General features: G+C 59.2%; 14 protein-coding genes and 2 tRNA genes. 4 read left to right on the top strand and 12 right to left on the bottom strand.

What is annotated here, in order from left to right:
• From ACO48X_RS00460 to ACO48X_RS00440, 5 genes are all read right to left on the bottom strand, one after another.
• A partial coding sequence (locus ACO48X_RS00460) for a DUF4921 family protein (protein ID WP_484999479.1) occupies nucleotides 1-276 on the bottom strand: 276 nt, incomplete at its 3' end.
• Nucleotides 277-371: 95 nt separating this feature from the next.
• Nucleotides 372-1205, bottom strand: a complete 834-nt coding sequence (locus ACO48X_RS00455) for an ROK family protein (RefSeq protein ID WP_484999477.1) — start codon at nucleotides 1203-1205, stop codon at nucleotides 372-374.
• Nucleotides 1206-1714: 509 nt separating this feature from the next.
• A complete protein-coding gene (locus tag ACO48X_RS00450) occupies nucleotides 1715-3157 on the bottom strand; it encodes an FRG domain-containing protein (protein ID WP_484999475.1) in 1443 nt (480 codons plus the stop codon).
• A 706-nt stretch (nucleotides 3158-3863) separates the two neighbouring features.
• Nucleotides 3864-3953 (bottom strand) — tRNA-Ser (locus ACO48X_RS00445).
• Between the two features lie 394 nt (nucleotides 3954-4347).
• Nucleotides 4348-5136 carry a hypothetical protein gene (locus tag ACO48X_RS00440; RefSeq protein ID WP_484999473.1) on the bottom strand — a complete coding sequence of 263 codons (789 nt, stop codon included), beginning with the start codon at nucleotides 5134-5136 and terminating at the stop codon, nucleotides 4348-4350.
• Nucleotides 5137-5434: 298 nt separating this feature from the next.
• On the opposite strand from ACO48X_RS00440, the gene ACO48X_RS00435 reads away from it, so the two are divergent.
• On the top strand, nucleotides 5435-6142 hold the full coding sequence (locus ACO48X_RS00435) for a Pr6Pr family membrane protein (protein ID WP_484999471.1): 708 nt from the start codon (nucleotides 5435-5437) through the stop codon (nucleotides 6140-6142).
• A gap of 44 nt (nucleotides 6143-6186) precedes the next feature.
• Here ACO48X_RS00435 and ACO48X_RS00430 read toward each other — a convergent pair whose 3' ends face one another.
• From ACO48X_RS00430 to ACO48X_RS00410, 5 genes are all read right to left on the bottom strand, one after another.
• A complete protein-coding gene (locus ACO48X_RS00430) occupies nucleotides 6187-6615 on the bottom strand; it encodes a hypothetical protein (RefSeq protein WP_484999469.1) in 429 nt (142 codons plus the stop codon).
• 36 nt (nucleotides 6616-6651) lie between these two features.
• A tRNA-Ser gene (locus ACO48X_RS00425) sits at nucleotides 6652-6739 on the bottom strand.
• Nucleotides 6740-6856: 117 nt separating this feature from the next.
• The gene (locus tag ACO48X_RS00420) at nucleotides 6857-9733 is read right to left on the bottom strand and encodes a hypothetical protein (protein WP_484999467.1); all 2877 of its coding nucleotides are present in this window, start codon (nucleotides 9731-9733) and stop codon (nucleotides 6857-6859) included.
• 434 nt (nucleotides 9734-10167) lie between these two features.
• Nucleotides 10168-11361: a carboxylate-amine ligase gene (locus ACO48X_RS00415; protein WP_484999465.1), complete on the bottom strand. Its 1194-nt coding sequence runs from the start codon at nucleotides 11359-11361 to the stop codon at nucleotides 10168-10170.
• 4 nt (nucleotides 11362-11365) lie between these two features.
• A complete protein-coding gene (locus ACO48X_RS00410; RefSeq protein WP_484994126.1) occupies nucleotides 11366-12136 on the bottom strand; it encodes a glutamine amidotransferase-related protein in 771 nt (256 codons plus the stop codon).
• A gap of 317 nt (nucleotides 12137-12453) precedes the next feature.
• On the opposite strand from ACO48X_RS00410, the gene ACO48X_RS00405 reads away from it, so the two are divergent.
• A complete protein-coding gene (locus ACO48X_RS00405; RefSeq protein WP_484994127.1) occupies nucleotides 12454-14082 on the top strand; it encodes a hypothetical protein in 1629 nt (542 codons plus the stop codon).
• Between the two features lie 948 nt (nucleotides 14083-15030).
• On the top strand, nucleotides 15031-16482 hold the full coding sequence (locus ACO48X_RS00400) for a hypothetical protein (protein ID WP_484999463.1): 1452 nt from the start codon (nucleotides 15031-15033) through the stop codon (nucleotides 16480-16482).
• A 22-nt stretch (nucleotides 16483-16504) separates the two neighbouring features.
• On the opposite strand, the gene ACO48X_RS00395 is transcribed toward ACO48X_RS00400, so the two are convergent.
• On the bottom strand, nucleotides 16505-17329 hold the full coding sequence (locus tag ACO48X_RS00395; protein WP_484994129.1) for an HAD family hydrolase: 825 nt from the start codon (nucleotides 17327-17329) through the stop codon (nucleotides 16505-16507).
• A 298-nt stretch (nucleotides 17330-17627) separates the two neighbouring features.
• Nucleotides 17628-18890 (bottom strand): serine--tRNA ligase, encoded by a 1263-nt coding sequence (serS, locus tag ACO48X_RS00390; protein WP_484999461.1) that lies wholly within the window; start codon nucleotides 18888-18890, stop codon nucleotides 17628-17630.
• A gap of 76 nt (nucleotides 18891-18966) precedes the next feature.
• Between serS and ACO48X_RS00385 the strand changes: the two genes are divergently transcribed.
• Nucleotides 18967-19680, top strand: a 714-nt coding sequence (locus ACO48X_RS00385) for a diacylglycerol/lipid kinase family protein (RefSeq protein WP_484999459.1), incomplete at its 3' end; no start/stop codon positions are given.

Below are 19680 nucleotides of genomic sequence, written 5' to 3'. Positions count from 1 at the left end.
CCTGCGGAACTCCCAAGGGTCCGCCCAGCCGTCGCCCGGCATCCCTCTGACGATCTCCCCGCTGGAAAGGATGCGCGACTTCTCCGGCGGGGTTTCGAGGACGCGGGACTCACAGAAGGTGCATGTGTATCCGAAGTCGGTTATCGGCCCGGAGTCGGGGGCGGAGGAGGGCAGCGGCCGGTTTCCGCGTCCGGGCACCGTCCAGACGACCGTGCCGGTGAATGGGTTGCGCTGCTTGAGGGTTCCGTCTGCCATCCGGGTGAGGATGTCTGCCATTTAGCGCCTCGCTAGGTCTGCGGCACCGATGATGCCGGCGTTGTTTCCGAGTGTGGCGAGCTTGACGAGGGGAGCGGGGCGGAATTCCTTCGCGGTCAGGGACTTTTCGAAGGAGGCGCGCGCGGGAACTGCGAGAAGGTCCTCCGATTCGCTGACGCGAGGACGAAGACGTCCGGGTCGATCGCCGCGCTGAGGGTGGCCATTCCGATTCCGATCCATTCGGCTACCTCGGCGAAACACTCCAGCGCCGCCGGGTCGTCTGCCTGCGCCGCGCGAGTGACGTCCAGCCCCGTGATCTGGCGGTCGCCCGCCAGTTTGAGCATGCGTGCGCCGTATACGGGCGAATCTGCGGCCAACTGGCGCGCTATGCGAACCAGCGCCGTGCCGGAGGCCTGCGCCTCCCAACATCCCAGAACGCCGCAGCCGCACCGCTGGCCTCCCGGATTGACCACGATATGCCCGATTTCTCCCGCGAATCCTCCGGACCCGCGCAAGAGGGCGCCGTCGACGATTATCCCGCCGCCGATGCCCGTCCCCACAGTGACGACCACGGCCGACGAGTGCTCGCTTGCCGCGCCGTACTTGAACTCTCCCCATGCTGCTGCGTTCGCGTCGTTCTCGACGACGACGCGGTGCCCGGTGGCCTGCGAGACCTTCTCGGCCAGCGGCTCGTTGCGCCACGCCAGATTCGGGGCGAAAACCACGGTTGTGCGCTCGCGGTTGACAAAGCCGGCGGCTCCGATGCCTATGGCTTCGACGTCGTACGACCCGGCCAATTCCTTCACGCACTCGCCGATTGTGTCCGCCACTGCATTCGAGCTCGACGCAGGCGTCGGCTTCCGCACGAGGGCAAGTATCTCTCCATTGTCGTCAACGGCTCCCGCGGCAATCTTCGTGCCGCCGACGTCCACGCCGATGTTCACACGCATGGCTTCAGTTTAGCCCATTCTGGGGCCTCGAAAACGCCGCGATACGGTTGAAATTCCAACGACTGCCCCAGGTCGCTTCTTTTCTCCGGTAGATGGCTGTTTCTCTCAGGCAGACGGTTGTTTTAGCTCGCCGGCGGTCACAGCTCGTCGACTGCTCCAGGGCGAGGATTACCCGGTTCGCCGACTGTTCGAGGCTAATGCCTATCCCGGTGTCTATCCCAGTTCGACCCTGGCGGCGAGAGCTTTGTGGTCGGAGTGCCTAGCTCTCATCGGTAACTTTGATGGATATCAATATCGTTATCTTCTTTTCGTGAAAGAAAGCAAGTAATCTGTGGTCAATTAGTTGTTGAATAATATTACTACATATAATATGTCTATTTCTAATAGAATTAGTTAAATAAAAGCTTAGGATAGGATTTTTAGCTATATATATCTTCAAATAATAGAAAAATACTATTCGAATCACTCTGTTTGCGATATGAAAGTATAACGATAATTAAAGCTCAAGATTATTGAAGAAGTTCATCTTGTTGGATATCATCTAGTTTTGGAAGCGGTAAGGTGCGTGTATATTGTGCAAACTCCGACATGTCGGGATAGATGCTAGCCCTTGTATACCCGAACCTAGATGTCAGCATCTCGCGAATCCCTTTTTTTGCGTCACTTGCGATCCGAAAGGTGTAGGTCGGCGCGAGCTTCGCCCCATTGAGTCTCGGTCTACGAGTGGGTTTGAGAAACTTAGATATCACTGAGCTAGCTGCAAGGATATCTGATCGATTCCAAGGTTTTCTATCGGCGTTGTAGAGGTGCTTACGAACTTTGTACGCTGTTATCGGTACGCCATCAAGGAGGAAGGCCGCATTCTGAGCAGCGATTCGGTCATGGTAAATCGGTGGAACCCAAATACGCCGATTGCCACCAGTACCCCAATCCATTTCCCGTCGCATTTTGTCGCTCCATCCATGCCATGGCGGTTGATAACCTCCCCAGGAGTCGTCAAGTGTTATCGGCAAATCCTCAATCTTTTCCTCAGGTGAACTTACAGGACTCGTTGCAAACACGACGATTCTCCCATCTTTCCTTTCATGTTCGCCGAGCTGAACTGCAAACCAGACAGCGATATAGGGGTTCTTGGTAACATCGAGTAGTCTTGTTAAACCTCCTTCGTGTTGAATGCGAGCAAATGTCTCTAAAGCGGATAAACCGTCAAATCTCCAATTAGTGCGAGCCTCTTTGAGAATCACTTGCTCCGCGATGATCATCTGCTCTTCGGTTGGGTACGACTGTTCGCCTTCGGGTTCTTCTTCGGGTCCTTTAACATCATTGATGCTCATTAACTTTCGATAAAGTCCATTATGCACGCCCCAGGCTGCATTCGCCTGCCCCCGCCAGACAAGATGCAAGTTACCCACATTCTTTATTAAGGTAGCAATTGCTTCATTGAGATCTTCAAAAGAATCTACACGCTTTTCGGAATCTTTAAAGTAAACGTCGGTGGATGTGAGTGCGCTTGAGTAGGGCGACTTTGGTGGATCGGTTTTTACGTATTGTTGAAGATTGGCACGTGTTTTATATGTGGTATCTGTGGCGGTTGCGAAAATTCTTCTTAAATCTAGTATCTGTTGGTCAGAGAAGATTTTAGCCACCCCGACTGTTGCTAAAGAATCTCGTAATTTTTCCAGTCCGACTGTTGGTAAAGAATCTCGTAATTTTTCCAGTCCGACTGTTGGTAAAAAATCTGGTAATTGTCTAGGTTTCCTTGCATCTACTTCATCGACTAGGTGCTCTAGATTTGTTCCAATTTTACGATATGTTGGAGCGACGTCCTTGAGAGCGTCGTAAGACGAGGGAACTGTCAGGCTTGATTCGTTTTCAATATTTGTTACAGTCTCTTCATTAGGTTCCGGCACTTCTTCTCGGTCTTTCTCTTCGTGCGAGTTCTCGCTAGTCATCTCTAGTTTTCTCCATTCTGTAATGGTTTGATCAAGCTTATTATTCCACTTAGGTGGGATTTCTTCAAATGGTCTTAATCTCAAGCAATGGCTAATCTTTGCAGGAGATAGATTTTTGTGTTTATAAATGTATTAAATTGATACTAAATTATCAGTAATGACTTAAATATACCTATAAGCGTAGATATATGTTTTAAACAGTTGTTATCAAATTTACTGATTTATATTATTGATATGAAACTTTATGTAAGTAAAAGATTATTTGTAATTGTAATGTCATATTTGAATAGTTCTCCGTCTCTTCATGTTTAAAAATGAATCACACGAAGTGAAGCGTTGCAATTAGTCCAGATGTGTGACCGCATCCTACTTCTCGTGTCCGTTGAGGTTCTGACGCAGCTTTTCGTTGAGGATGCCGCGAGACAGGTTCTGCATTTGGCAACTGTGCTGTGTTGGAACATCAAGGATCTCTTCCAATCTGGTCAGACTTTCGGGCAGTTGGCTGACGAGGCGAGGACGTACTTTTCAAGTTCAAGAATGCTCTGGCCAACCGCTTCGGCGTCGGTGCGCTGAAAGCCTCCGAGAAGCCGAACGATGTAGCCGCACCAACGACGTTGCGCATCGAGTCGCGCATAACAACGGCGTCGCGCATAAAAGAGCCCCGGCCTAATCTCGGCCGGGGCTCGCGTAGGGCCGTTAGGCTCTGCGGAGACGGCGGGATTTGAACCCGCGAGGGGCTTTGAACCCCTACCTTCTTAGCAGGAAGGCGCACTCGACCGGACTATGCGACGTCTCCAACACCATCAAGGATAGCGTGTTTGTTTCGCTCGATCCACCGGGCCTGTTGCCCATTGACCTATGGACTGAGGAGCCTGCCTAGCCTGCCCGCCGCCGGTGAGCGTGAGCCTGCCCGCCGCCGACGAATGCGGCCTTGAAACTGCGCTTCGCGGTGGCGGCGTACCTGCGGGCTGGATCGGCGAGCGCCGTTTAGCGGGGTGCTCCAACCTCGCGGTTCAGCGAGATTTGAGAGGAGGAAGGCGGATTCCGAGGGAAGGCGGAGCCGCCCCTCAGATCCGCGCGACCAAAGAGAAGGAAGGGGCCGGAAAGGGAAGGGGCCCGAAAGAGACGCCTGAACTCAGCTCCGCCTGGGAGAAGGCGAGGAGGGCTGGCGGGACAAGTCCCATGAGCGTTCAGCTCCGTGCAACCTGGGAGAAGGCCATGACGAGTCGGCACGAGACGGCCCGCGAGCTGTTGGGCACCTTGAGGTCGGTCGATTCGGTCGTCAGATCGAGTCGTGTGACGGCCTGCGAGGCGGGGTCGTACTCGATCGTGGCCTCGCGCACGCGGAACGTGCCGTCTTGGGCGCACGGCGCGAAGCCCGCCTGCCGTTCCTGCGCGAGCGGCGCGTTCACCCGCCCGACTGAGAAGACCGTTTTCTCGGCTTGCACGGTTCCGCGTTTCGCGTGCCGCAGGAGGTAGGCGAACTTGCCCTTCCAGAACATGCGGCCGACGTCGGACTTCGGATCCGACGGCGAGACCGACGCAGCCTCGTTCCCGTTCCACGTCACGTGATAGACCCCGCCGAAGTTCCTGTGCGTGGGGTTCGCATTGGCGGCGTCGTTCGAGAAGACCTGCATCGTCACGCGCGCGGACGCCATCGACTTGACCGACGCCAGAACCGAGCCCTTGCTCGCCTTGCCTGCGCTGCTCGCCGGCGAAGGCTTCGGGTTCCGTCGGCGGCTGTTTGGTGAGCCGCCGTCCGAGGATCCCGACGACGCCGAAGCGCGGCCCGCTCTCGGTGCTCCGGAATCGACGCTCGACGTCGCGGAATCGGCTCCCGGTGAGGCTGAGCGGCCGTTTGATCCGGCGGTCGCTGCAATATTGGAGGCGTCGCGCGTTGCAGGGGCGGAGTCCGAGCCGCACGATGAGAGCAGAAGGCAGAGGCAGGCCGCGCTCGCGGCAAAAGCCGAGTTCTTCATCGAAGCCCTTTCGAAATGGGTGAGTCACTTCGTTTAAAGTGTGGTGAGCTACTTCATCGTACACCGGCTGTCCCCGTCGGCGAGGGCATTTGGACCGCCGTGTTGACGCGATTTCTGCGGCTCGCTCCACGTCTCCGCAGTCGTTGTCTTGCTCGATGGCTGCCTCCGGGGTAGCGTTCCTTTGCCAAACCTTCTGCGCCGTATGCCTTCGTCTTTGCTCTCTGTTCGCCGGCCTCGTCCGATTTGCATGTCTCCGTCGGCTTCCGAGGCCGTCGAACGTTCGTGCTAGAATCGACACTTGGGAATCAAGCCCGTAAAGAAGCGAAAAGGAAAGGGGAAAGCGATACCGAAAATGGAAGCGAAGCAGACGAGGGTGAAATGTCGCGGCATCCAAATGGTCAACGCCCTGGCAATCATTTTTCTGGGTCTGACGGGTGTCTACGTGCAGATGTATCCGTTCAAATGGTTCCAGTTCACTTATTACACGCTGATGTCGAACTCTTTGGTTGTGCTTTTCTTTGGCCTGCATTTGGTTTTGCTCGCCACCGGTCGCACGGGGGTCCTCAGGTCGAAGGGGTACCTTCGCGTGAAGGCGGCGGTGACCACCGCCATTCTCATGACCTTTTTTACCTTCGGGATTCTGCTGTTGCCGAAGACCGACCCTTCGGAAGTGCTGGCCTACGACAATTTGACGGTCCACTTCATCGTTCCGATCCTCGTGGCCGCAGACTGGCTGCTCTTCGACCCGCGCGGCTCTTACCGCCGGACCGAGCCCCTGCTGTGGACGGCCCTTCCCCTTGCCTATCTCTTCTACGCCTTGGTTCGGGGAATCGTCTTCAACGTTCCGATTCCCGAGAACGAAGACAGCCCGTTCCCATATTTCTTCCTTAACGGACGTCAGATCGGGTGGGGCACTGTAACCCTCTACTGCGTGGTGATGCTGGTCCTATTTGTGCTTCTCGGCTACGCAATGTACTGGATCAAACGCGGCAAAAAGCGGGCGTAGACAGACGCCGTCAAGGCCGGTGTGGGGAGGCGGGAAAAGGCCTCTTAAGGCAGCGCGATGTAGACGGTGCAGGAGGTCTTCCCGCTCTCGACTTCGCTCAGCTCGTAATCCACGGTGAATGCGCGCTTGAGCTCGCCGGATTGCGTGTCGTTCCACACCCGCTGCCAGGCGAGCTCGGTGGCGGCTGCGACGTCGCCGTCGTCGGTCTCCCCTCGGTAGACGCGGAAGCGCCCCTCCTTCGCCTCGGTTTCGAGCTGTTCGACGAAGTCCTTCTTCACGCCCATGACGCTCAGGTCATAGTTGCCGGATTCGTCGCTTTCGTAGTTGGAGTAGCGGGAGATGATCGTCCCATTCGGGGGGAGGTCCAGATTGAACTTGCCGTTCATGATGTCCGTCCACAGATTGCCTATCTGCGTCATGCCCTCCAGGGAGTTGTTGGTTCGAATGGTGACCGCTCGCAGTTGGTAGTTCATGTCTCTCCCTCGGTTGCGTGTACGTCCCTTTGTTCGCGGAAGGTAAGGGATTCGAACCCTTGGTGCGGGGTCGCCGCACAACGGTTTTCAAGACCGTCACATTCGGCCGCTCTGTCAACCTTCCATTGTTTGATAGGCACGTTGATTCTAGCGCATACCTTCCGAACGCGCACTGGGACCGGATTCTCCTCCCCATTGACGTCGTCGGGCATGCGACGATAGCGGGCGCAGCGAGCGAATGTCACGCTTCGGTCGGTTCGTTTCCTTCGCCTTCGCTCCTTCCCCCTTCCCGGTCCTTGACCGCGGCGAGGGCGATTCCAGGTATGACGAGTATCGCCGCCATACCCGGCAGGACGATGCCGGAGTCGTTGAGCCCGAAAGCGAGCGCCATGCACATGCCCAATGAGATGAGGCCAAGCCGAAGGCCTTCGAACGTTCGGCCTTCCAGCGGACGGAGAGACCAGCTCTCCTCTGCCCGGATCCTCGTCCGCCGCGCCCATTCCCGGAGGCGAAGCCAGACAAGCTCCGCCCACATATGGCACCATGCGACGGCGCGCCTCAGCTTCGACCTTTCGTCGATGGCGTCCTCTGCCAATGTGCCCGTCTGCCTGTGCTCTGCGCGGCCTCCCTCGTGCGTTGCGCCGGCCCGTTCAGCCGATCGGCGAGCATCGACGGTGCTGGTTTCGGCTTTGACGGACACGCTTGCGCCCGCTTCAGCGCGGTCGGCTGCATACGAGAGGACGCCGCCTGCGTGAGAGGAAACGCCGCCTTCGCGAGAGGAAAAACCGCCTGCACGAGAGGAAACTCCGCCTGCATATGAAAGGGCTCTGTCTGTGCGCGAGAGGGCGCCGCCGGCGTCGTCGGGATTCTTGGGGACGCGCACGAGGTGAATGAGGCAGAGGAAGAAGAGGAGCAGCGCGGCCAGCACCACCCACCGGTGCGTCGAGGCTGAGAGAAGTCGAATGTTTGTGCTGAGTTTGCGGCCGACGACGTCGAACATGTCTCCGTCGGCCACCGACTGGACGAATCGCCCAAGGTGGGTGCGGGACTCGGCCGGGCGCATCCAGTCGGCGACGGCGATAGCGACGGCGGCGCCCATCGTCACCGTTCCGACCACAAGGAGCCGTCGCCACGACAGCCGCAGCCTGGCGACCAGCAGGACGAGGAGGCCGAGCGCGGGGACGAAGGAAAGGACGCCGCCGAAATCGGCGCCCATGGAGGGCAGGGCGTCGATCGCGCCGATCGCGAGACCGATGAAGAGGACGGCGCCGCCGGCCGCGATTCCGCCCCATCTTCGCAGCCACACGCCCAGGAAGGCCAGGCCGATGAGCGCCCCGGATGCGAGGAGGGCGTACGCTTCGTTGCCTATGCCGTAGAACCGGGCGGCGGTCAGAAGGTTGAATCCGACGGGGGAGTCGGCCATGAGCTCGGACCCGGTCGCGGCGTCGATCGCCACGAGCGCAGCCGTCGAGCAGGAGACGACCGTCAGCGGCGCGAGCGAATGCAGCCGCGCGAGGGGAAGGACAGCGGCGGCGACGGCGCCCGCCCCGACCCAGCTGCCCCCGAAGAGGGCGACGTACGGCCTGGAAGCGGACCACCAGCCGAAGTAGTTGGCGACGAGGCTCGCCAGCGGAAGCGCCGAGAGCGTCAGCCCCAGCCACTGCCACAGTTTGGCGTAGACGCGCCTTCGCCCCAGGGTGGAGGCGTAGAAGCGCCGCGCGAGAAAAAAGAGCGACAAGAGGAAGTATCCGATGGCGGCCCAGGTCATGTACTGGACGAATTCGCCCCGGAAGGTGCGCATCTTGTTCGCGTGGAGGGATTGGTCGGCGAGCTCGTCCACACGGTTCGTGTAGCAGGGCTGGGATTGCTCGCAGGCGGCGGCGGTTCTCGCCACCGATATGGGGGATCCGGCGATTCCCGTGCGGTCCGCGCCGGCCCATTCGAACAGCGTGGGAACGACGTCGAGCATCTGGATGAGCCCCTCGTGGCGAACCGAGTCGCTGCCGGCCAACCCGACGGGGATGGTCCGGCCCTTCGCGGAGACGTCGGCCATGACGAACAGCTGCATGTAGGAGTATGTGTCGATGTCCACGGCGGACATGATGACGACCCGCGTTCCCGCCGGCACCCGTTCGAGGATCGACTCGACCCGCAGCGTGTTGATGGCCGAAAAGGCCCGGCGGTCGGGCTGGAGGGTGGAGCCGTCCACGGTGTCGGGCGGCGTGGGGTTCTCCGGGCCGATGCCGTCCGTCGGCGTCGGGGTGGGCTGTTGGTCGTTCTCCAGCTCTTTGCGCTGTTCTTGGAAGAGCTGGCGCGCCGCGTCGCGTTCTTGGTCCGAGGCATAGCTTTCGGCGTCGGCGTCGACGATCGTGAGGTCGTACTTGGCCGCACTCCTGGCCGTTTCTTCGCCGAGCTCTTTGACGGTGAGCGGGTTCGGCGTGTGGTTGGCGGGAACGTCTCCCGAGCCGTTTGCCAGCACGTAGGCGCCGCCGTCGCCGATGCTGTGCGTGGTTACCCCCGCTTTGTGGAGGGACTCGGCGAAGCGGCCGAGCTTGGCCTTCGGGTCGGTGGCCGCGAGCGCGCGCGTGTAGCGGTCCCAGTTGGGGAGGACGTCGCCGGCGGCCACGGGCGGCTGGGCGCACGTGGGGGTGGTGGATATCGCGCGTTCGGAAATCTGGCGTCCGGCGGAGAACGCGAGCCATGTGTCGACGGGGCAGGGAGCGCCGCGAGTGGCGAGCGGTACGAGGTTGGCCATCGCGCCCGACGCCCCGAGCTGGGCCAGGTTAGGCGCCCTGGCGTGGTCGAGTTGATCCCAGCGCACGCCGCCGGTTACGACGACGACGGTGCGGCGCTTGCCGCCCTTCGCCGCGGCCTGTGCCGCGGAAGCCGGTGCGGCGCCGCGCGAACCCGCTGCGGCTCTATTGGCCGACGGCGCGCCGTTTGCCGCTCCCGCGGAGCGAGCGCTCTCCGTCTGCTTTTGCGCCAGCTGACGCGAGGATGCGCCAGCGGCGTTTGCCCTGTTTGCGGCTTGGGCAGAGCGGGGGGCGGCGGCGAATGCGGTCAGCGCAAACAGGAGGAGAACCGCCCAGGCGCCGAAGCGCCGCGCATGCGCTGCCATAGAATTCCTTTCGCCGTCGGAACTATCCTATCGCCGAGCGGTCGGTCTGCGCGGCTCATTGCGAAGATAGGCGTGCGAGCCCCGGCGGCGCACCGGGAAAGCGGCCGCTGGGCCTGCCGGCCGAAGCGGATGGCCGGCCGCTGCGGAGGACCGACCAAAGCGGCCCGCAAAGCGCCGTTTGGCTGGCCGAAACAGATGGCGGAGCGAAGCGGCGTGCAAATCGCCGTTTGGCGTGCCTCATGGTTGCAGCCGTCTTCTGGCCCTTCGCGCTGGCCACCTGTCAACGACCCTTCGGCTTGATCGGGCTTGGTTCAACCGCGCTTGGCTCGATTGAGGCCCAGTCCAATTGAGGCCGGCATGTTCGAGTCGGGCCCGTTCAAGTACGGCCCGTTCGAGCCTGGTCCGATTGAGGCCCAGCCCGATCGAGTTGCTCCTCACATGCCTTTCTCTTCAGCTGCGCCTCGCGGGTTCTCCGCGGCCGGGTCTTCCCCGATCTGGTCCGGCTGGATCGGGCGGCCGGCGTTGAATTCGGCGAGGGCGTGGGCCGCGACGGCCTTGAGGTCGCCGTCGGGCCCCGCGGCCGCGCGCAGCCTGTCCGCTGCGGGTGAGGCGATCAGGTCGGGCACCGCGGCCAGGTCCTCCGCGCAGCCGAGGAACTCGGCGGCGGGCTCGATCCACGCGAGCAGGTCGGGAAGGGTTTCGGCGAGCGGCGCGCATTCGCCGTCGGCGGACTCGACGAGCTCGGCGTGGGCCCCGTAGCGGGCCCCCCTCCACTTGTTGGTTTCGAGGAGGTGGAAGGGCAGGGAGAGAAGCGGGCGCCCGGCGTCGAGCTCGCGCGAAGCCGTCTCGACCAGGGCGTGAACGAAGGCCGCTATGGCGCGGATTTCCGCGAGGTTCGTGGCGGAGTCGCAGGCGCGCACCTCGATCGTGCCGAAGCCGGGGGAGGGCCGGATGTCCCAGCGGATTTCGTTGTATTCGCGGATGGCGCCGACGCGTACGAGGTCCCCGGCGATCCTTTCAAGGTCGCCCCATGAGTTCAGGTGCATCGGCAGGCCGGCCGTCGGCAGCTGCTGGAACATCATCGCCCGGTTGTCGGCGTATCCGGTGTCGACGCCGTCCCAGTAGGGGGAGGCCGCCGATATCCCGAGCAAATGGCCGATTTTGGCGCTGAGGAAGTTGTGGATGGGAGCGACCTTCCGGCGGTCCTCGACGCCGACGTGCACGTGCGTGCCGAAGATCACCATCTGCCGGCCCCAGTAGCGGGTGCGTTCCACGAGCTCCTTGTAGCGCGCTGTCTCGGAGACCGGCTGGTCGCTCGGGTGCGCAAAGGGGTGTGAGCCTCCGCCTGAAAGGCCGACGCCGAGCTCCTCCGCGTAGGGCAACGCGGCGTCGATCGCCTCCTCCATGTCGGCCGCGCATTCGGCCACGCTCACACGCTTGCGGGAGACGAACTCGAGCATATTCTGGTGCATCTCGCCTTTGACGAGCCAGCAGTCGCTTGTGTAGTGGACGTCTACCAGGATTCTGGCGGCCTTTTGGTTTAACTCCAAGGTTTTCGGATCGACGATCTGGACCTCCCATTCGAGCCCGATCGTCGAGCGCTCGGAGTCGCGAAAAGCAATGGACATGCGATCACCGCCTGTATCTGGCTACGAACTTCGTGATCAATCGGTTGGATTCGTCAACCTCGGCGGCGTCGCAGCGGGCGATGACCGCCGCTCTCTCATCCGCCGGGTAGTAGGTGTCGCCGTAGGTGTTGATGCGGATGCGCATCCCTTCGCGGGTGATCTCGGGATGGAACTGGGTCCCGTAGACGTTCGCGCCCCAGCGAACCATCTGCACGCGACAATAGTCGCCCGTGGCGAGCACGACGCCGCCGCCCGGCACGTCGCCCACCGCCTCGGCGTGGCCCGTGTACCCGTAGAAGACCTGGGGCATGTCGGCGGTCAGGGGATCGGCGGCGGCCTCGGGCGTGAGGGTCATGCGCGGGGCCTGAAGGTCCTCGCCGTATCCCTCGACGAGTTCGCCGCCGAGCGCTTTGACGATCGCCTGGAGGCCGAAGCAGATCCCGAGGGTCGGGATGTCCTCTTCCACGAGACGTTTGCTGAGCGCGAGGATGCGGCGCTCCATGACTTGGTGTTCGCGGCTCTTGCGGTTCCCGTCCTGCCCGAATCCGAAGGGGGAGCCGGTGATGATCACTCCGGAATACCGCGAGAGATCGAGGCTTGCGGGGTCGACGGCGTCTTCGTCGACGAGGGAGATCGTCTCGATGCCGCTGTTCGGGTCGAGGCGGCCCCAGTCGATGATGGTTTCAAGCTCGTCGTCCGCGATGGCGCCGGGCATTCGACAGACTGCCAGCAGGAAGGGCTGTGCGGTCTGGACGATGCTCGGCTTATCGGTCATTCCGCTAGTTTAGACGGCCGACGCCGAAACGGGGAAAAGCGTCCGAAGTGAAAGAAAGTATTTAACATCTGTTAATGAACGTCAAGATCATTTAAGCATGGAAAAACTAAATGAATATAAGGTTACGGTAAGTTTCCTTCTTACAACTAAAAAAGACGCCGGTCGAGCATTGTGGAAATCGCCAGAATGACGCGCTATGGTATATGATCGAAAGCAAACACAATAACGCGGGAAGGCAAGCGGCACTGTCGCGGACTTTTCACGCTTGTAGCTCGAAGCGCCATCCGACGGCGTAAACGATAAAAGGAGTAAAAGCAATGTATAGCGGAGATGCATTCGAAGCCGAGCTCGGAGAAAAGCTCGGAGCCCTCAAGCGGGCAGCGATTGACGCTTCCATGGCCGGAGGGGACCGTCCGTACTCGCTCCAGGGAGATTCTTATGGAATGACTGCCATGAATGGCACGACTACTTTAAGCTATAAGGTAACTCGTCCCGACTCGAATGGATTGGGTGGAGGAGATCTCACCATATCGGAATCGAGTTCTTCAGGCGGGGGATACCGAGGCAGTTCGGCCTATGACGCTATTGCGAAGAAGCGAAGCGAAGAAATTAAGAAAAGTTTCGATTCTGTACGTTCGGATATAGACGGGTTATTTAAGCCGTGGAAAACCTTGCCTGACCCTTCGCTTATCTCGAATAACTCCGATTATTATGCAGCCAATGTGACAGCTAAGTTGGCTTCAGCGTCAGATCAAATTAAAATCCCGGATGCTCAAACGCTTCCTGAGCCAGCTGGCGACGATTCGTCGAATGGTGCAACTTCTACGATCGACACATCTTCCGCGACTTATAGACCACATGGTCCGATGGGGACCCGTCTCGAAATTGGTCGTTATATGAACGAGCTTAGAGGAGACGCTATGGACACCTTTAGTCAAATCTATGAGGATAAGCTTCCTTTAATAGTTAAAGACTTGTGTTACCTGTCGAATATACATTGCTGCACCCTTCTCGCAGAGTATGGGTTCTTTAAGAAAGCGAGGGCCAAAGTAATTGAGATAGCCGAGCAAGCCACTGCTCGTTTTAATGATATCGCTAATAAGCAAGCGCCGAGTTCCAAAATGGCATTGAATGCCATTGATTGGGGGCTAAGCCTTCTCGCCCTTCCAACGGGTGGTGGTAGTGAACTAGCTCTTGCTGCAGGAAAACTTGCTCTGACAGTTGTTAAGGATGTCGCTTCGGAAAGCGAAAGACAGGTTGCAGTCAAGACTTACAAAGACATGAAGAATGAGCTTAATCAAACTTTGGAATCTTTGAAAAAAGAGTTGGAGAAGGGAGAGGGTGCAGTCAAGGATACGTTGACAAATAACCATAATAACGCAAAAGAAGATAAGGATGCAGATTTTGAGACCGCTTCGTTGCATTTGGTTCCTTCCCCTATCGTGAGTGGTGCCAACGAGATGCAAATGGACGATGAGAATGTGAATAAGGTGTCAAGCGGACTTTTAAGTGTCGGTGATTTGCTGGAGGAGGCCGCGGGAAATATAGCAAAAGCTCCGATGTTGGTACACCGAGATGGATCGATTGGCATAGGTGAGAATGGACCAAGTTCTGAATACAATTCACTTGGGCAGATGCTCTATGAGCTCCTTCTTGATCTGAAATGGCAGATTGAGGAAGGGGTGATAAATCTAAAGCTGGCTCTCAACGACTTTACAGAGCAAGACGAGAGTTCAGCAGCTGCACTTCGGTCGAACGCTTCAGATATGAATGCGGGAAGCGGTATGAACCCGTGGGATGACAATAAGCAAACAGATAAGGATCTACGTAGAGACCCTTATTTTTCCTCTCGTGATGATCATAATCCTCAAACCCCTACTCAAGATCCATCTAGGCAAGAGCTTGCTCAAGAGAAGAGCAAAGGTGCGGGGGCGCAGGAGGGATGATGCTTTCTTTCTTATGACGGCAGTTCTTCATAACCACATCCCCAGTCTCTAGTCATTGGGTTTATCCTCTACCGGCGGTTCACTTCTAAAACGGTAGCTAATTTCAATGATAAAACGATTGGATTTCAGTTTAGGTTACAGAGGAGTTCGAGGGCGAGGCTGTCGGCGTCGACGCCTGTGGTGACGGCGTCGGCGGCCTGCTTGATCGATGGGCCGGCGTCGCAGCTCTGCCTGACGTCCTCCAACGCGGAAGCCTTCGAGCGGCGATGGCAGGGCTAAAAGTTTGGAGCAGTAGCGAAGGCTGTCGAGATGCTCTCGGAAGGGTGTAATCCACCTGGGCATGTGGTTCAACAGGAAGAGTAGATAGACGATCCGATGATCCCCGCCTTTTGATGGCGATGTTTGTCGGCGAGCGTGGGTCGCCGTGGGAAACAAGATAAGGGCTAAAGTTGAAGGTGCGTCTAAAGTTTCTGAGGTATAATCAGTTGCGCTTCTCCCTTCCGTTTCGAGTGTTCGTCTCAGGTTCGTATGTCGGTCGATATTCCGCACCCAGACTTTTTTATGGGCTACTCCCAGCTTTTTGGAGATCTAGCAAATCATTGTTCTTGGCGACTCGTGTAGATTGACCTCCCGGCGATGAAGCTATCCGGCAGTCGCATACGCTTCGGACACGTCATCTTTCTCACTGGCTTCGACAGGCCAAGACAGACAAGTGTAGTAAAAGATTAAAAACTAGGGATGGTCTTAGACCGCCGCTTTTAGGGCAACGATGAGCTCCGAGAGCATGGAAACGCTTCAAGCGCTGTGGGGTCTAATGTACCTGTCCCCTCTGGGACTGTTGTGATTCACCCATCTTCTAAATAACCTTGCAGACAAGGCAATTGATTGGACTGCCCTAGGGCATCCCAATCGTTGCCGAATCAGTTCGGAACTTAAGGAGGCAAGGAAATGACCGCCGATTATGAAAACTTGGATAACAGTATTAAAAATCTAAAAATGTATGCGGTGGATGCATTTGCGGCCAAGGCCACACGCGCAATCTATGATCAACTACCCCTTTCCAAGCTTCCTTTCTTTTCAAGTTCATTTACTAGGGGTAAAAATTCGTATGAAATTTATATAATCGATCCTGGGACGGATCCAGTTACTGCAGAAATTCAAATCGATCGTCCCAAAGGTGATGTGGGAGGGGGAACGGTTCACGCTAATGTTGACAAAGGTAATTATTGGACCAGGAGGGGTAACGAGCACCTAGTTAACCCTTTTTTGGAACATGACTTTGTCCGCGATTTCAACACAGTGCGCCAAGCTATTGAGGAACTTGTAGCGCCTTGGCGCGATCTCCCCAAGCCATCAGTTATTGAAGGTGTTTATGATAATGACTTTCAAAATATAAGTACAGCGTTGGCGATTCCCGGTGCTTCCGTGGGCGTCGCTAGCCCTACTGGAGAAAGTAATATCTACTCTAGACTTAACTTGGTAAAAGACGCTAGTGATGCAATGGCTGGTACTAGCTGGGATGCTTTTAGGGGCAAGTTCTATGAGCTACTTCCACCCGCGATCAATGCGAATAATGCTCTCGCCCACTATTTGGCTTCCACGATTAAAGCCGAAGGCACCCTCTTTAAAGAGGCGCGGAGCCTCGTTGCCGAGTTGGTCGAGAAGGCTTCCCAAGCTTTTAATGCGGCTGGGAATAATTGGTCCACCGACATTCCCTTTGATTGGAAGATAGTTCTTGATATTGCGGTGCTTGTTGCAGGCGCAGCAGCGGACGTCGTTTCGGGAGGAGCGGCGACGTCTGTGGTCGCTGCAAGCGCCGTCAATCTGGGGTTGGAGGTCGTGAAAACGGTGGTTGATAGAGAAGAGAGAACGGCTAAGGGAGAGGCAAACTATGACAATGTTCTCGATAGCTTTAAGAATGACATGGAGGCAATTAGTTCCCATGTGTTTGAAACCGAGAAAGAGATAGGAAATAATTTAAATCGTAATTGTATACAGGCTATACGGGGCTCGGCACATTATGATATAAAATTAGGTGAGATCACAACTGGAAGTTCTGAAGAGCTTGCCATTAAAGATCGTGATAAAGTTCGAACGATTTATCAAACGGTTATGCCCGATATCAGCAATGAACTAGCTGGCATTGCTGGCAAGACTGGAAAGCTGGCGGTACCGTTTGCGAATGCTATTGCTCGGCATGGAAAGGTAGGCATCGGAGAGTTTGGACCATTGGGTCAGTTTCAGAATCTTGCTTATGTAATTGCCAGTTACCTCAACGAGCTGAGCGAAGAAGCAGGGCTGGGCGGGAAAAATCTCGAAGCTGCGGTTAACGACATTGACGCTCAGGATGAGGACAGCCAAAGAGCGCTCGATTCGATTATCAACGATATTGAAAACTAGATCGAAAGAAATGATTCACGGCTTATAGCAGGAGTTCCAGGACGAGGGCAAGGCCGTCGGCGTCGACGCCTGTGGTGACGGCGTCGGCGGCCTGCTTGACCGACGGGCCGGCGTCGCCCATTGCCACACCGAGGCCTGCCCAGCCGAGCATCTCGACGTCGTTGCCGCCGTCGCCCACCGCAAGCGTGGAAGACGGCGCGGCGCCGCAGCTCTGCCTGACATCCTCCAACGCGGCAGCCTTCGAGACGCCCTCGGGGGAGACGTCAAGCCAGGCCGTCCAGCCGATCGCGTACTCGACGCCGCGCAAACCCGCCGCGTGCACCGCGTCCATGAGCTCGCCCGCGCCCATGCCCGGGTAGCGAACCGTCAAGCGAGTCGCGTCGGGGACCGCCAGTTCGTCGATCGGCACGACGACGGACGGCCCCGTCAGCTCGCCGTCCGGGAAATGCGCGGTCAAGCGCCGCGGTTCGTCGAGCGACTCCACCGCGTACAGCGCCTCGGGAAGCTCGGCGTGCAAAGCCGCGACCTGCCGCGAGGGATCGAAAGTATGGACGTTGAACGCCTCATTCCGCGCCAAATCCAGCGTGATCGCGCCGTTGGAACACACGGCCAGCCCGTCGGCGATGCCGACCTTGTCCAAAGCCTCGCGAGTGCCGTAGATGCCCCTGCCGGTGGCCAGGCAAATCCGCGTCCCCGCCCGCATATGCGCGGCGATCGCCTCGCCCACCCGCGGCGAAAGCGTGTTGTTGTGCCGAAGAACCGTGCCGTCGATGTCAAGGGCCACAAACAGATCCGGCCCCGCCCCGGGCAGGCCGGACTCCTCTACCGCCTCGGCCAGAGACTTCATGGCTGCAGCGGCCCGCGGTTTTGCCGACCCCTCGGCCAAAGGTTTCGGAGTCGCGAGTCTGCGCGAAGCCTCAGAAGCGAGGAAAGGGTCTTCGCGCTCGGCCGACGAATTGCCGCGGTTGCAGAAGGAACCCGAGGCTTCCGAAGGCAAACGGTGGCCGACGGTTTCAGAGCCGTGAGGAGAGCCGAAACCGCCCGGGGTGCCGGGATCCGTCGGACGGCCTGCTCGGCTTCGGCGAGCGGCGGAAGGCTGCTCGCCGAATGGCGAAGTCGAGCGTTTCTCGGAACCTAGGCGCTCGTCAGGCAACAGGCTCGAATCTCTCGCGCCCGCCAAGGTATGGCCGCAGCGCCTCGGGGATGTACAGCGAGCCGTCGGCGCGCTGGTGGTTTTCGAACAGGGCGACCAGCCAACGAGTGGTCGCGAGGGTCCCGTTCAGCGTGGCCGCCGTGCGGGTCTCGCCGTCGAACCGCTCCCGGATTCCGAGCCGCCGCGCCTGGAAGGTGGTGCAATTCGACGTCGACGTGACCTCCATGAAGCGGTTCTGAGTGGGGAGCCAGGCCTCGCAGTCGAACTTCTGCGCGGCAGAGGAGCCCAGGTCGCCGGCGGCGGTGTTGATGACGCGGTAAGGGAGCTCGACCTTCGCGAGCATCTCCTCCTCCCACGCGAGGAAGCGGCGGTGCTCCTCCTCGGCCTCCTCGACGCGGCAGTAAGAGAACATCTCCACCTTGTTGAACTGGTGGACGCGGATGATGCCGCGGGTGTCCTTGCCGTAGGAGCCGGCCTCGCGACGATAGCAGGAGGACCACCCGGCGTAGCGCTGCGGACCGTTCGAAAGGTCGACGATCTCGTCCTTGTGGTATCCGGCCAGGGCCACCTCGGAGGTGCCGACCAAGTACTGGTCGTCCGCCGGAAGATAGTAGATCTCGTCCGAGTGCGCGCCCAGGAAGCCGGTTCCGGCCATGATGTCGGGGTTGACGAGGGTCGGCGTGGTCATCATCGTGAAGCCGGCGGCCTCCGCCTGATCGACGGCCATCGTCAGCAGCGCGAGCTCGAGCCGCGCGCCCACGCCCTTGAGGTAGTAGAAGCGCGAGCCGGAGACCTTCGTGCCGCGCGCCATGTCGATCGCGTCGAGCGCCTCGGCGACGTCGAGGTGGTCCTTCGGCTCAAAGTCGAAGGCGCGAGGCTCGCCCACGTGCTTGAGGACCTCGTAATCCTCCTCGCCGCCGGCCGGAACGCCGTCCAGCACGATGTTCTGGATTGCCGCATTGGCCTGAAGATATTCCTGCTCGGCCTCGTTCGCCGCGGCCTCCAGCTCCTTGACGCGCTCGGCCAGCGCCTTCGCCTCGGCGAGGACGGCAGGGCGCTCCTCGGGGCTGGCCTTTCCGATCGAACGCGAGAGCTCCTTCTGCGAGGCACGGGCGGTCTCGAAGGCCTGAAGGGCCGACCTGCGGGCCTCGTCGGCGGCCAACAGCGCGTCAACCGAGGCCTCGTCGTTGCCGCGGCGACGCTGGGACTCGCGCACCGCATCGGGATTCTCACGTGCAAAGCGGATGTCGATCATGGGGACAATTCTACGTCGTTGCGCGCAGCGCTCGCAGATGACTCCTATTACTCTTCAATCGCATTAACCTTAGAGCATGACATGGCATTGGTGGCTGACGCTCACGCTGGCTCTTGCGGCTCTCTGCCTCTCGCTGCACAATCGCGCCTCAATCGGCGCCCTGAGGAGCCGACTCGTGCACGCCAACGCGGCGTCGGCGGGGATCCTGCCGCAGGAAACCGAGGGGACGGGCGAGAGAACGGTCGCCGTCGTCGTCAACCCCACGAAGATCGGGGACATGGGGGACCTCAAGGCGGTGGTCGAACAGGCCGCGGCCGACGCCGGATACTCCGCGACCCGCTGGTACGGCACGACCCCCGACGATCCGGGAGCGGGCCAAACCCGCGCCGCCTTGGCGGAGGGGCCCGCCGTGGTGATCGCCGCGGGCGGGGACGGGACGGTGCGCGCCGTCGCCGGGCAGCTCGCCGGAACCGACATTCCGCTGGGCATTCTTCCGCTCGGAACGGGAAATCTGCTGGCTCGCAACCTCAACCTTCCGCTCGGCTCCTCGCTCAGCAACCTCGCCATGGTGGCCTTGACCGGAAGGCTTCAGCGGATCGACGTCGGCAGAATCGGTGCCCCGGAGCCGACGGAGGGTGAACTTGCGCAGATCGCCGACATGGGACCGGACGCGCGGCCCTTCGCCGGATGCGAGCCGTTCCTGGTGATCGCCGGAATGGGCTTCGACGCCGACGTCATGAACGACGCCGACCACGGGCCCAAACATGCCATGGGCTGGGGCGCCTCCCTC

It is taken from the genome of Peptidiphaga sp. (genome assembly GCF_057238965.1).
Note: the sequence above shows the minus strand (reverse complement) of the source record. Positions and strands in the feature narration are given on the sequence as shown.